This is a genomic window from Streptomyces sp. NPDC048001, assembly GCF_043203115.1.
GTDB lineage: Bacteria > Actinomycetota > Actinomycetes > Streptomycetales > Streptomycetaceae > Streptomyces > Streptomyces sanyensis.
This window is the reverse complement of the sequence record NZ_JBIDBN010000017.1, coordinates 31,377-44,097: the sequence shown is the minus strand read 5'-3', so window position 1 is coordinate 44,097 and position 12,721 is coordinate 31,377. Positions and strand designations below refer to the sequence as shown.

The following is a 12,721-nucleotide window of genomic DNA, read 5'->3' as shown; positions in this document are numbered from 1 at the left end:
GGGTCGGGGATTCGGCGTGAAGTTCCTCGTACGCCCGCCGGGCGGACGCGCCACGGCTGCCTCCCATGGTACGGGGCTGCCGCGCAAGGGGCTTCCCCGGCGGGAGGGGACGGGGGGAAGAGACGAGGATCACGCCGCGGGCGCGGGGTGCCGCGGCCCCGGGAGCCCGGGTCGGGGGCCGGAGACGACCCTGCCCGCCGGGGTGGCCGGCGGGCAAGGGAGTTGAGCTGTTCCAGAGCTTGCGAGGGCCGCGTCACGAAGGGGTCACCCGTTCGAAGCCGCCCCGGCGGTCATCCGGCGGCGGTCTCCCGCCCGGTCGCGCCCTCCGCCCCGTCCGCGCCCTCGGGTGCCGCGTCCTTGCGGTAGCCGATGTCCTGGTAGCGGGGCGTCTCGAAGCCGAAGGCGCCGATGTTGGCCAGGGAGGACTTCACGGCGACCAGGTCGGGGCGCTGGTAGAGCGGGACCGAGCCGGCCGCGGCCCAGATCCGGGCGTCCGCGCGCCGGATCAGGTCGCGGGCCTCGTCCTCGTCCAGCTCCGCCGCCGCCTGGTCGAACAGCTGGTCGATGTAGTCGGTGCCCACGCGGGTGTAGTTCTGCTCCACCAGCAGCGAGCCGTCCGAGGCGGGCCGGGGCTTGGCGTGGATGGGCCGCGCGTCCGTGGCCGGGTAGGCGCTGGCGGGCCAGGAGTACAGGGCCAGGTCGTAGTCGCCGGAGGCGATGTGGTCCGTGAAGTAGCCCTCGTCGGCGACCTTGGTGATCTCGGTGCGGATGCCGATGCGCTCCAGCATCGCGGAGATCCTGCCGCCCACCGAGCGCAGCGCCTCCGAGCCCGGGCCCGAGGGGAGCACGAAGCGCAGGGTCAGCGGCTTGCCGTCCTTGCCGACGGCGCCGCCCGCCGCGGCCGGGGAGGGCGCGGCCGTGCCGCGGGGGGCGTAGGCCCCGGACACGCCCTCCCCCGAGCCCTTGGCCTCGGTGGTGCCCGAGGCGTCCGGCCCGGCGGCGACCGCCCGCGCCTGCTCCCGGATGGCGAGGCTCTGCAGGAGCGCCGCGGGGGCCGGGGCGAGGACACGGGTGTCGGCCCGGCCGGCCTCCCGTGCGCGGATGTCGGCGGCGGGCTTGTCGTCGTCGCCGACGATGTACAGGCCCTCGTCGGAGGCGGCGGCGTCGGAGGCGTCCCGGCCGCCGGGCTTGTCGGACTGCCCGGCCCCGGCCCCCTGCCCGTCCGCCTTCTCCTGCTCCGCTCCCGCGGCCTGCTCCTCCTGCTTGCCGGGGACCGCGCCGCCGGGCGTCCACCCGGCGTCGGCGAGGAGCGCCTGGGCCTGCTCGGTGTCCAGGCCGCCGAGCACACCGCTGGAGTCCTTGTAGGCGGGCTGGCCCGCGAGGGCCACATGGCTGCCCGGCGGGTCGGCGGGCAGGCCGAGCGGGACCAGGACGCTCTCCGCCAGCTCCTTGCGGTCGATCGCCCGGGCCACGGCCTGGCGCACCCGGCGGTCGGCCAGCGGACCGGACTCGCCGTTCATCGCGAGCTGGGTGTAGGCGGGCTCCAGCGACCTGCGGACCCGGAAGCCCTTGAGGGCCGACTGCTCCTTCGCGTAGGCGGCCCGGGCCGCGGCCGTCCGCTCCCGGGTGGCGCGGGCCGCCTCGGCCGCGCTCGTGTCGGAGCCGTTGGCGCGGGCCCAGGAGAGCAGCGCTGCCGAGGGGGCGAGGTCCGCACCGGGACCGTGGGCGAGCGGGCGCCCGCCGCGGCCGGCGTCCTTGGCCGCGTAGGCGATGCGGTCCGCCGCGGAGCGGTCGACCTCCGCCACGTCCAGCTCGCCCGCGGCCAGCGCGGCGACCCGCTCGGCGCGGGGCACCGCGGCCAGCACCAGCGACTCCAGCTTGGCCCGCTCACCCCACCAGCGGGGGTTGCGGACCAGGGTGGTGGTCTTGGCCTTGCGGTCGATCCCGCCGATCCTGAACGGCCCCGCGGTCGCGGCGAGCCTGGTGCGGGCGGCGTCGTTGAAGGCGGCCGGGGTGGCGGTGACGTCCTTGGGGTACAGCGGGGTGAACAGGGCCTTCCAGTCCGCGTAGGGCTTGGCGAAGGTGACCTTGACCTCGAGGTCGCTGTCGCCGCGCTCGATCCGCTCGATCCGCTCGTACCCGGCGTTGCGCGCCGTCCAGTAGGCCGACTCCTTGCCGCTCAGCGCGCGCCACTGGGCGAGGAAGTCGGGTGCGCCGATCTCCCGGCCGTCGCTCCAGACCGCCTGCTGGTTGAGCTTGTAGAGCACGACCTGCTGCGGCTCGCGCTCGACGACCTCGGCGGACTCCAGGAAGTCCGGGTTGCGCACGGGACGCCCGCGCTCGTCCATGGTGAACAGCGCGGGGAGGACGGCGGAGGCGATCCGGCCGGTGGTGGCGTCCGCGTCGGCCTGGAAGGCGTTCAGGGTCACGGGGACGGAGTCGACCGCCCAGCGCACGGTCCCGCCGTCGGCGAGGCTGCCGCGTCCGGCCGCTGCGATGTCCTGGGCGGGCGGCCTGGCCGAGGCCCCGTCGTCCCCCGCGGTGCACGCCGACAGGGTGGGCAGTGCGAGAACGCCGCCGGTGAGCAGGGCGACGGAGCGAAGCCTTCGGGAGCACGTCCGCCCTCGGGGGACCTCGACCTGGGACATGGCTTGCACCTCTTGGTCCTGTTGTGTCGATTCTGGAGATGATCACACCGATTCCTCCACTGAAGTGGACGGTCCCCGAGGGCCGCGGCAGACACGGCGGTCCGCGGCGGTGAACTCACCCGCGCGGACCAAGACCGTCCGCGGGCGCCCTCACCCGGACGGGCGCGGCGCGGCGGCGGCCGCCCCCCGGGCCGCGGCGGCGAACGGGGCGGGGTCACCGTCCGGTCGCGGGTGCCCCGGCCGCGTCCTAACCTCCGGAATGTGACGCGAACCGCCGCGAAGGCCCTGCTCCCGGCGCTGGCCGCGGTGTGGTGGCTGACCGGTCCCGCCCTCGCCGACGCCGGCGCATCCGGCGCGCGCCCCGGCCCGGACCGGGCCGGCGGCCGGCCGGCCGAGGCCCTCCGCCCCGATCCGCCGCCCCGGCCCGCCGCCCCCGGATCCGGCGCCCTCGCCCAGGGCGCCGGATCCGGAGCGGGCGACCTGGTGCTCCCCATCGCCGTGGCCGGCGGTGCGGGCGCGCTCGCGGTCTACGCCTACGCCCGGCGCCGCCGCCGCACCGCCACCCGCACCACGCCCCACGGCGGCCCCGGGGGCCTCGACGGCCCCCTCCCGCTGCCCGAGCTCGACGCCCGGGCCCGACGCGCCCTGGTCGGGACCGAGAACGCCCTGCTCGGCAGCGAGGAGGAACTGCACACGGCCGCGGACCTGTGCGGCGAGGAGGCCGTCCGGCCCTTCCGCGAGGCCGCCGCCCGCGCCCGGGAGGAGCTGACCGCCGCGTACCGGCTGCGCCAGCAGCTCGACGACGCCTACCCGGACGGGGAGTCGGCCCGGCGGCGGATGCTCGACGAGATCGTGGCCCGGTGCACCCGGGCGGGCCGGAGGCTGGACGCCGAGGCGGGGGGCTTCCGCCGGCTGCGGGATCCGCGGCGCAACGCGCTGCGGGACCTGGCCGCGGCGCAGCGGCTCCACGACGAGGCCGAGGGGCGGATGCTGCACGCCGAGGCCGCCCTGGGCGTGATGCGGGAGCGGTACGCCTCCACCGCCTCGGCCCCGGTCGCCGGGGTCGTGGTGACCGCGCGGGACCGGCTGGCGTTCGCGGCCGGCGCCCTGGCGGAGGCCCACCGGGCCGCCGGGGACGGGGACACCGCGGCGGCGGCGGACCGGGTGCGGGCGGCCGAGGCCGCGGTGGCCCAGGCGGGACGCCTGGTGGAGGCCGTCGACCGGCGGGCGCGGGAACTCGCCGAGGCCGCCGGGAGACTGCCGGAGGCACTGGCCGACACCGAGGCGGACCTGGCGGCGGCGCGCACCCTGCTCGACGCCCTCGGCCCCGGAGCGGTCGCCTCCGGCCCGCTGCGGGCCAGGGAGGCCGTCGCCGGGACCGTGGCGGCCGAGGTGCGGCGGGAGCGGGACGCCGGGCCGTTGGACCCCCTCGACGCGCTCCGCAGGATCGAGGAGGCGGACGGCGCGCTGGACCGGGAGCTGGCCGAGGCCCCGGGCCCGGACCGGGGCACCCTGCGCGCCCGGGCCCTGCTGGAGCGCGCGCTGGTGGGCGCGCGGGCGGCGGTGCACGCGGCGGACGACGCCATCGCGGTGCACCGGGGCGCGGTGGGCGGCGAGGCCCGGACCCGGGCGGCGGAGGCGCGCCGGCGCCTGGGGCGGGCGGAGGGGCTGTCGGGCCGGCCGGAGGGCGCCGGGGCGGGCGGAGCCGGGGTGTCCGGCGCCCCCGGGGGCCTGGCGGGTGATCCCCGTTCGGCACTGGTCGAGGCGCAGCGGGCCGACGCCCTCGCCCGGGAGGCGCTGACGCTCGCCGGGAACGACGTACGGGCCTGGCGCGGGCGCGTCCCCGGGGACGGCGCGGCGGAGACCCGGCCGGGTGGAGCGGGCGGCGCGGTGCTGGGCGGGATCGTCCTGCCCGGGGAGTCCGGCACCGGCGGCCCGCCGCCCCCGGAGGCCACCGGGGTGCTCGGGGGCGGGCGGCCCGCCCGGTTCGGCGGCGGGGCCGCCCGCGGGCCGAACGAGGGGGACCGGGAGGACGAGGGCGGGTCCTGAACCGGCGGGCCCGACCGCGGCTCGCTCAGAACATGCTGAGCAGCTGCTCCACGGTCGGTTCCGCCGGGCCCGTCCCGTCCGGCAGCCCGAGTTCGAACCAGACCGTCTTGCCCCGCGGGGTGCGCCGTGAGCCCCAGCCGGCGCTCAGCAGCCCGACGAGCTGGAGCCCGCGCCCGCCCTCGTCGGTGTCGCGGGCCCGGCGGCGGCGGGGCTGCACCAGGCCCGCGTCCCAGACCTCGCACACCAGGGTGCGGTCCCGCAGGAGCCGGAGCCGGATCTCCCCCTCGCCGTAGCGCAGCGCGTTGGTGACCAGTTCGCTGACGAGCAGTTCGACGGTGTCGACCAGCGCCTCCAGGCCCCAGGAGTCGAGTTGCGCACGGGCCAGCTCGCGGGCCCGGCCGACCGAGCGCGGCTCGCGGGGCAGCCGCCAGTCGCCCACCGCGTCGGCGGGCAGACCCTGGATACGGGCCATCAGCAGGGCGATGTCGTCCTCGCCGTGGCGGGTGTCCAGGGTCGTCAGCACATGGTCGCAGACGTCCTCCAGGGCACGGCCCGGATCGCCCAGGGCCGCGCGGAAGGCGTGGAGCCCCTCGTCGAGCGGGTGGTCGCGGGACTCCACCAGGCCGTCGGTGTAGAGCGCCAGCAGCGCGCCCTCGGGCAGTTCGACCTCGACCTCCTCGAAGGGCTCGCCGCCCACCCCGAGGGGCATCCCGGGCGGCACGTCGAGCAGCAGCGCCTCCTCCCCGGGCTCGACCAGGACGGGCGGCAGATGGCCGGCGTTGGCGAAGGTGCAGCGCCGGGTGACCGGGTCGTACACCGCGTACACGCAGGTGGCCAGGTAGACCTCGGCCAGGTCGGCCGACCGCTCCGCCGCGTCCGGGCCCGCCGCGCCGGAGCGGCGCACCTGTGCGCGGGTGCCGGGCCCGCCCAGACCGCGGGCGATCTCGTCGAGCGCGGAGAGCACCTCCGCGGGCTCCAGGTCGAGCAGGGCCAGGGTGCGCACCGCCGTGCGCAGCTCGCCCATGGCCACGGCGGCGCGCAGGCCCCTGCCCATGACGTCGCCGACGACGAGGGCGGTGCGGTGGCCGGGCAGCTCGATCACGTCGAACCAGTCGCCCCCGACCTCGGTGGCGGTGGTGCCCGGCAGATAGCGGCAGGCGATGTCCAGCCCGGCGGCCTCGGGGTCGCCGGGGGGCAGCAGGCTGCGCTGGAGGATGAGCGCCCTCTCGTGCTCCCGCCGGTAGAGACGGGCGTTGTCGATGCACACCGCCGCGCGGGCGGCGAGTTCGACGGCGAGTGCGCGGTCCCGCTCGCCGAAGGGCTCGCTGCCCTTGGCCCGGGCGAACTGGACCAGCCCGACGACCGTGTCGTGGGCCACCATCGGCACGGCCAGCGCGGACTGCACCAGGCCGCCCTCCCCCTCCGGCAGCGCCCGGACGGCGGCCGTGCGCAGCGCGGTGGCGCAGGCGGAGTTGAAGGGGTAGCGGTGGACCTCTCCGAGCGCGACCGGGGGCGTCCCGCCGGTGGAGGCGGCCAGGGGCGCGTCGGAGACGGCGCTGGCGAAGGCGACCCGGCGCAGGTCGGCGCTGCCGCCGCCGTAGCTCTCGTGGGCCGGGCCGAACTGGCCCGGCGGGGCCTCCTCGCCGGTGAGCAGGGCCTGGTAGAGGTCGACGGAGGCCAGGTCGCAGAAGCCGGGGACGGCGACGTCCAGCAGTTCGCGGGCGGTGGTCTCCAGGTCGAGGGAGTTGCCGATACGGGCTCCGGCCTCGTTGAGCAGGGCGAGGTTGCGCCGGGCGCTGGCGGCCTCCCGGGCGGCGATCTGACGGCGCGTGACATCGGTGCCGACCCCGGCCACGCCGATCGGCCGTCCCGAACCCCCGTGCACGCGGTAGAGGTTGACGGACCAGTGCCGGCGCTCGCCCCCTCCGCCGGGCACGGTCCCGGAGACCTGGAGGTCGGTCACGGACTCGCCGGACTCCAGGACGCGGCGCAGTGCCGCGTCCAGGTGTTCGGCCTCCGCGCGCGGCAGGTAGTCGTGCACGGTGCGGCCGCGGTGCTGCTCGGCCTCGCCGCCGAACACGGCGGCGAAACGGCGGTTGGCGCGCTGCACGGTCAGGTCGGTGCCGAACAGCAGGAACCCGAAGGGGGATTGGCCGAAGATGGCCTGGGAGGAGGCGAGGTCGCTCTCGATGCGGCGCAGCGCCCGCACGTCGACGACGATGCACAGGGCCGCCTGCCGGCCGTCCCGCGCCTCGCTCGGCATCACGTAGATCTCGGCGAGGCCGTGGGCCCGCCGGCCTCCGGGGGCGCGGAAGGGGACCAGCCCGGTCCACTCCTTGCCGTCCAGGATCTCGGCGACCTTGCGGTGGCCACGGAGCCGGAGTTCGGCGGGGAGGAACGCCTCGACCGGGTCCTTGCCCCTGACCTGCTCGGCGGTCAGACCGAAGAGGTCCGCGGCGCGCCTGCTCCACTGGTCGACCAGGCCGTCGGGGCCGATCGAGAAGGATGCGACCTTGATGTAGTCATAGATCGAGCCAGGCGGGCTGCTCTGCCACACGACACCGCTCGCCGTCCCAGGTATCTCGCTCACGCGACCGTCCCCTCCAGCTCACCGCACCGGACCGGCCATGACCGCAGTATTCAGCACTACGGCCCCGGTCGGCACGGCGTTCACGATCACAGAGAGGTCTCGTTCATTTCCGGCCGAGTTCCCCGTGATCGTCGTCCCTCCCCGACTCCTAACCCGTCAGAGCCAGCTCGAACCACACCGTCTTGCCCGTTCTCCCGCGCCGTATGCCCCAGCGGCGCGCGGAGCAGGCCACGAGCCGCAGCCCGCGGCCCCCTTCGTCCTCGGGGCGCGGGGCGCGCTCGGTGGGCGGGTCGGGCAGCGGGTCGGAGACTTCGACCAGCAGGGTGGGCGGGGTGCCGTCGGGCGCGGCGCACCGCATCCTGACACCGATGGGGCCGGCGGTGTAGCGCTGGGAGTTGGTGACCAGTTCGCTGACGAGGAGGACCGTCACCTCGCCGACGGCGGCGTCGACGCCCCACGCGCCCAGGGTGTCCCGTACGGCGTGGCGGGCGGCCCGCACCGCGTCGGGCCTCGCCGGGAAGTTCCACTCGACGCAGTGGTCCTCCGTGTCGATCACGCCGCTCACTTCCCCGGATACCGACGGCCCGCACGCCCGTTTTCGGGCGTTTAATGGGCCCATACCCCGTTTCGGGTGCGAACTACCGTGACCCTCGGGGCGGAAGGGGCGCAGGGGAAGGCGGAGCACCCGGGCGCTTCGGCGCTACCCCCGGTCCGGGCGCCCTCCCGGGAGCAGCCGGAACGCCTCCGCCACCGCGGGCCGGTCCTGTGCGAGCCAGTCGACGGCGTCCGCCTCGTGCGGCGCGAGCCAGCGGAGCTCGTCGTGGTCCTGGAGGGGGGCGGGGCGGCCGCGGACCAGCAGGGCGGTCCACACCCGCAGGACGTAGCCGGGCTTCAGGGGCCACTCGCCGGGGATCCGCTCCAGGGGGCGGACCTCCACCCCGAGCTCCTCCCGGAGCTCGCGCACCAGGGCCTCCTCGGGGGCCTCCCCCGCCTCCACCTTGCCCCCGGGCAGCTCCCAGCGCCCGGCCAGCTCCGCGGGCGCGCTGCGCCGGGCCGCGAGCAGCCGGCCCTCCTCGTACACGGCACCGGCCACCACCACACGATCAGTCACCCCGGGAGCCTAGCGGGCGGCAGCGGGCGCGCGGGCGGGCCGGGAGGGCCGGCGGAGCTCACCGACGGGCCGTCAGGGCCGGGGCGCCTACTGGCCCACGGGCTCCACCCGGTAGAGCTGCTCGCGCCCCCGGGCGACGAGGGCGTCCGCGATGCGCTGGGCCTCGTCCCTGGTGGCGTAGCGGCCGACCCGGTAGCGGTTGCCGTTGTCGTCCTGCCGGATCACCTGCCAGGGGAGCGAGGCGGTGCCGTCCGTCATCGGGCTCCTCCCCCGGTCGTGCCGAGTGTCCGTAACCTTCGCCAGGAAACCGCAGTGCGCATATGCCTGAGCGTACGCCTGACCTTCACTGAGCGGATACGGGTTTTCACAAAGAGACAGCAACGAGGGGCGCATCCGGCCGGATACGCCCCCTTCACGCCCGAGAAGCACCCCCCGGCGCGGGAAGCCCGACCGGGCACGCCCCTCCCCGCCGAGCAGCCCCCGCAGGGGCGGGGTCAGCGCACGGGGAGGTGGTAGGCCACGCGGTAGCGGTCGGCGGGGACGACCACGTCCGCCGTCTCCACGGCGCGGCCCGAGGCGTAGTAGGTCCGCTCGATCACCATGACCACATGGCCCGGCACCCCGCCGAGGGCGAGCAGCTCCTCCGCGAGCCCGGGACGGGCCCCGACCTGCTCCGCCACGTTGTCCACGACGACGTCGATCGCCGCCATCCGCTCCACGACCCCGCAACCGCCGAGCGGCCCCTCCTCGGGCAGCATCACGGGGGTGCGGCCGGTGAGCTCCAGCGGCTCCCAGGAGGTCGAGAGCATCATGGGCTCGCCGGCCTCCCGGTAGAGGTAGCGGGTGCGCATCACCCGGTCACCGAGCCCGACCCCCAGCCGGTCCGCGATCTCGGGGGTGGCGCGCTCCTGCTCGCTGCCGGACTCCCAGGAGCCGCGCGCCCCCTCCTCGGCCTGCTCCTGCCGGAAGGGGGAGGCACCGGAGGCGGGGCGGAAGCCGGAGCGGGCCACACGGCGGGGCACCGGGCGCTCGCGCACATACGTCCCCGAGCCGGAGCGGCCCTCGACCAGCCCTTCGGCCATCAGCACCTTGCGGGCCTCCAGGGCCACCGTGTCCGAGACCCCGTACTCCTCGCGGATGCGGGCCTGCGAGGGCAACCGGGTGTGCGGCGGCAGCGAGCCGTTCACGATCTTCTCCCGCAGATCGCTCGCGACACGCAGATAGGCAGGCTGCTCACCGAAGGCCACTGACCACTCCCCAACACGTTGACAGACGGCGACAGCCTGGCAACCGTAGGTTGCCGTCCGCAAGTGCGGGCCAAAGTGTCACCCGATGTGATGACTTCCCGGTCGGCGGGGGTTTGGCACCCGTGTGCACGGCCCCGGGGGAGGCGCACCGGTACGCCCCCTTGGCCCTGATGGTCCAGGCCAATGGCTTCCTCGGGGTTCTGCCCCCCGGACGGGGACACGGCGGACGGCGAGCCGACCGCCGCGGCCGGCCGGGGGCCGCGCCGCCGCCGAGCCGGCCCGCCCCCGAACGGCGGGACCGGCCTCGGGCTCAGACGCCGGTCCCGCCGCCCGAGGCGCCGTCCTCGGTCCCCGCTCCGTCCTTGAGGGAGCCGGTGAGCGTGCCCTCCGTCGCGGCCAGCGCACAGGTGACGGTGCGGTCGCCGAGCGACCAGCTCTCCCGCGTGGGCAGGTAGTAGAAGTTGGCGATGTGCGGGGCGAGGGCGTCCGGGTCCGGCACGTACTCCTCGCTCATGAGGTGGCAACGCCCCTCCATCTCGCGCTCGTCCGCGGCCGAGCCGGGGTAGCCGCCCTCGTCCTCCAGCCGGTAGCTGCCCGTGACCTCGGCGTCGTGCGGCCGGGCGCAGTCCACCGTCGGGACGGAGAAGGCCTCCGACTCCTCGGGGACCTCCTTGCCGGGGATGTCGAAGCAGTCGCCCTCGGCCAGGTCGAAGGGGCTGCTGGCCGCGGCGTCCAGGCCGTCCCGGACCCCGCGCATGAACTCGCCCGCGGCGCCGGTCGCCACGAAGGCGACGGTCAGCAGCGTGCTGACGGCGGAGAGGGCGATACCGGCGACGGCCATGCCCTTGCCCCGCTGACCCGACCGCCTGATCTGGGCCAGCGCGATGATGCCGAACACCAGGCCGAGCGGCGGGATGCAGCACACCAGGCCCACCACCAGGGCGGCGACGGCCAGTCCGTTGACCGGCCGCTGCCCGGGGACCCCCGGGTAGGGGGTGCTCGGCGCGCCGTACGCGGGGTGCGGCGGATGGCCCGCGTACGGGCCCGCGCCCGGCTGGCCGAAGGGCGCCGGCGGGGTGCCGTAGGGCTGCGGGGCGGGGGGCTGGGCGCCGGGCGGGGCGCCGTAGGGCTGCTGCGGGTTCGGCGGCTGCCCGTTCTGGGCTGCGGGGTCCACGGTCGTTGCTCCTCGGTCGTCGTTCGAACCAGTGCGAACGGACGCGCGGATCATACGACGGGGGCAGGCCGCCGGGGCGGGCGGGGCGGGGCCGCACCCACGGCGGCCGGGGCGGCGCGCACACAGCGGGAGGGACGGCCGCCACACAGCGGGAGGGACGGCCGCGAGCGGCCGCCCCTCCCTCGGGAAGGCTGGATCAGCGCCGGGTCAGAACTGCATCGACCAGGCGTCGATCTTGCCGGTGTCCCACCACGCGTTGTCGCTCACGCGCAGCTTCCAGGTGCCGTTGGCCGCCTCGGAGGAGGCGTCCACCGTGTAGGTGGTCAGGATGTTGTCCGAACTGCCGCCGGAACCGTAGGACTTCAGGTTGTAGACCGAGCCGTCGGGGGCGACGAGGTCCACCTTCAGGTCACCGATGTAGGTGTGCTTGATGTCCACCGACACCGCGAGGTCCGAGGGCGCGTTGCCGGAGACGCCGCTGACCGTGATCGGCGACTCGACCGTGGAGTTGTCGCTGATCGCGTAGTCGCCGGTGTTCTCGAAGCGGTCCCCGTCCGGCGGCGGCGTGGTGCCGCCGTCGCCGACGTACAGCAGGCGGTTGGGCGAACCGGAGCCCGGGTTGCCGACCTTGCCCTCGGTGGCGGAGTCGGCGAGGGCCGTGGACACCTGCGCCGGGGTCGCCGAGGTGTTGTCGGCGAGGTAGAGCGCGGCGGCGCCCGCGGCGTGCGGCGACGCCATCGAGGTGCCGGAGATGGTGTTGGTGGCCGAGTCGCTGGAGTTCCAGGCCGAGGTGATCGAGGAACCCGGCGCGAAGATGTCCACCACGCTGCCGTAGTTGGAGAAGCTGGAGCGCGCGTCGGAACTGGTCGTCGAGCCGACCGTGATCGCCTCGGCGACCCTGGCGGGCGAGTAGTTGGAGGCGTTCGCGCCGCTGTTGCCCGCCGCCACCGCGTAGGTGACGCCGGAGGCGATCGAGTTGCGGACGGCCTGGTCGAGGGCGCTGTCCACGCCGCCGCCGAGGCTCATGTTGGCCACGGCGGGCTTCTGGGCGTTCTGGGTCACCCAGTCGATGCCCGCGACGACCTGGGCGGTCGTGCCGGAGCCCTGGTTGTTGAGGACGCGGACGCCGACGATCTTGGCCTTCTTGGCCACACCGTAGGAGGACCCCGCGACCGTGCCGGCGACGTGCGTGCCGTGACCGTGGCCGTCCTGCGCCGTGTTGTCGTTGTCGACGGCGTCGTAGCCGTTGAAGGCCCGCCCGCCGAAGTCGTTGTGGCTGATCCGCACGCCGGTGTCGATGACGTAGACGGTCACGCCCTGGCCCGCGGAGTCCGGGTAGGTGTAGCTCTGGTCGAGCGGCAGCGACCGCTGGTCGATGCGGTCGAGGCCCCAGGACGGCGGGCTCGGCTGGGTGCCGGAGATGGTGAAGACGCGGTCCTGGACGACCGACTCGACGGCCGGGTCCGCCGCGAGCTTCCTGGCCTGCGCCTCGCTGACCTGCACCGCGTAGCCGTTGAGCGCCGCGTTGTAGGTCCGCTTGATCTTCGCGCCGTACTCGGCCGCGACCTTCCTGCCCTCGGTGGAGCCCGCATCGGCCTCGGACTCGTCCAGGGTCACGATGTAGCTGCCCTCGATGGTGCCGGGAGCACCGGCGTTCTGGATCTCGCCGACGGGGGACGGCTCGGCCGCGCCGGCGGGAAGCGCGGAGGCGGCGCCGGCCACGAGGGCGGCGACGGCTATGGCGCTGGCTGCGGCGATTCTTCGCCGCGAGTCACGCATCACAGACATGTGAGGGGTCCTCCTCATTGGTGGTGCGTTGCTGTGGGGGTCATGACAAGCAGACGTCAGGGACATGCCAACACATCCGTACCGAGGCGCCGGCACTTCTCGTCCGCCCGTCGA

Annotated in this window: 9 protein-coding genes; 1 reads left to right on the top strand and 8 read right to left on the bottom strand. The window is 75.8% G+C overall.

Annotated features, from left to right (window positions below; genetic code table 11):
* Positions 1-290: 290 nt before the first annotated feature.
* Positions 291-2,648, bottom strand: a complete 2,358-nt coding sequence (locus tag ACGF15_RS26745; RefSeq protein ID WP_392802609.1) for an ABC transporter family substrate-binding protein — start codon at positions 2,646-2,648, stop codon at positions 291-293.
* 261 nt (positions 2,649-2,909) lie between these two features.
* On the opposite strand from ACGF15_RS26745, the gene ACGF15_RS26740 reads away from it, so the two are divergent.
* A complete protein-coding gene (locus ACGF15_RS26740) occupies positions 2,910-4,697 on the top strand; it encodes a TPM domain-containing protein (RefSeq protein ID WP_392802606.1) in 1,788 nt (595 codons plus the stop codon).
* Positions 4,698-4,722: 25 nt separating this feature from the next.
* Here the strand turns inward: ACGF15_RS26740 and ACGF15_RS26735 are convergent, their stop codons facing one another.
* From ACGF15_RS26735 to ACGF15_RS26705, 7 genes are all read right to left on the bottom strand, one after another.
* A complete protein-coding gene (locus ACGF15_RS26735; RefSeq protein WP_345612714.1) occupies positions 4,723-7,287 on the bottom strand; it encodes a SpoIIE family protein phosphatase in 2,565 nt (854 codons plus the stop codon).
* Positions 7,288-7,435: 148 nt separating this feature from the next.
* Positions 7,436-7,852, bottom strand: coding sequence for an ATP-binding protein (locus ACGF15_RS26730; protein ID WP_392802602.1), 417 nt, complete (start codon positions 7,850-7,852; stop codon positions 7,436-7,438).
* Between the two features lie 135 nt (positions 7,853-7,987).
* Positions 7,988-8,398, bottom strand: a complete 411-nt coding sequence (locus tag ACGF15_RS26725; protein ID WP_345612710.1) for a (deoxy)nucleoside triphosphate pyrophosphohydrolase — start codon at positions 8,396-8,398, stop codon at positions 7,988-7,990.
* Between the two features lie 87 nt (positions 8,399-8,485).
* Positions 8,486-8,656, bottom strand: a complete 171-nt coding sequence (locus ACGF15_RS26720; RefSeq protein ID WP_256524720.1) for an SPOR domain-containing protein — start codon at positions 8,654-8,656, stop codon at positions 8,486-8,488.
* 236 nt (positions 8,657-8,892) lie between these two features.
* On the bottom strand, positions 8,893-9,645 hold the full coding sequence (locus tag ACGF15_RS26715) for a GntR family transcriptional regulator (RefSeq protein ID WP_345612707.1): 753 nt from the start codon (positions 9,643-9,645) through the stop codon (positions 8,893-8,895).
* A gap of 310 nt (positions 9,646-9,955) precedes the next feature.
* Positions 9,956-10,819, bottom strand: coding sequence for a DUF4190 domain-containing protein (locus ACGF15_RS26710; RefSeq protein WP_345612705.1), 864 nt, complete (start codon positions 10,817-10,819; stop codon positions 9,956-9,958).
* Between the two features lie 207 nt (positions 10,820-11,026).
* Positions 11,027-12,607 (bottom strand): S8 family serine peptidase, encoded by a 1,581-nt coding sequence (locus ACGF15_RS26705; protein WP_345612703.1) that lies wholly within the window; start codon positions 12,605-12,607, stop codon positions 11,027-11,029.
* Positions 12,608-12,721: the final 114 nt, after the last annotated feature.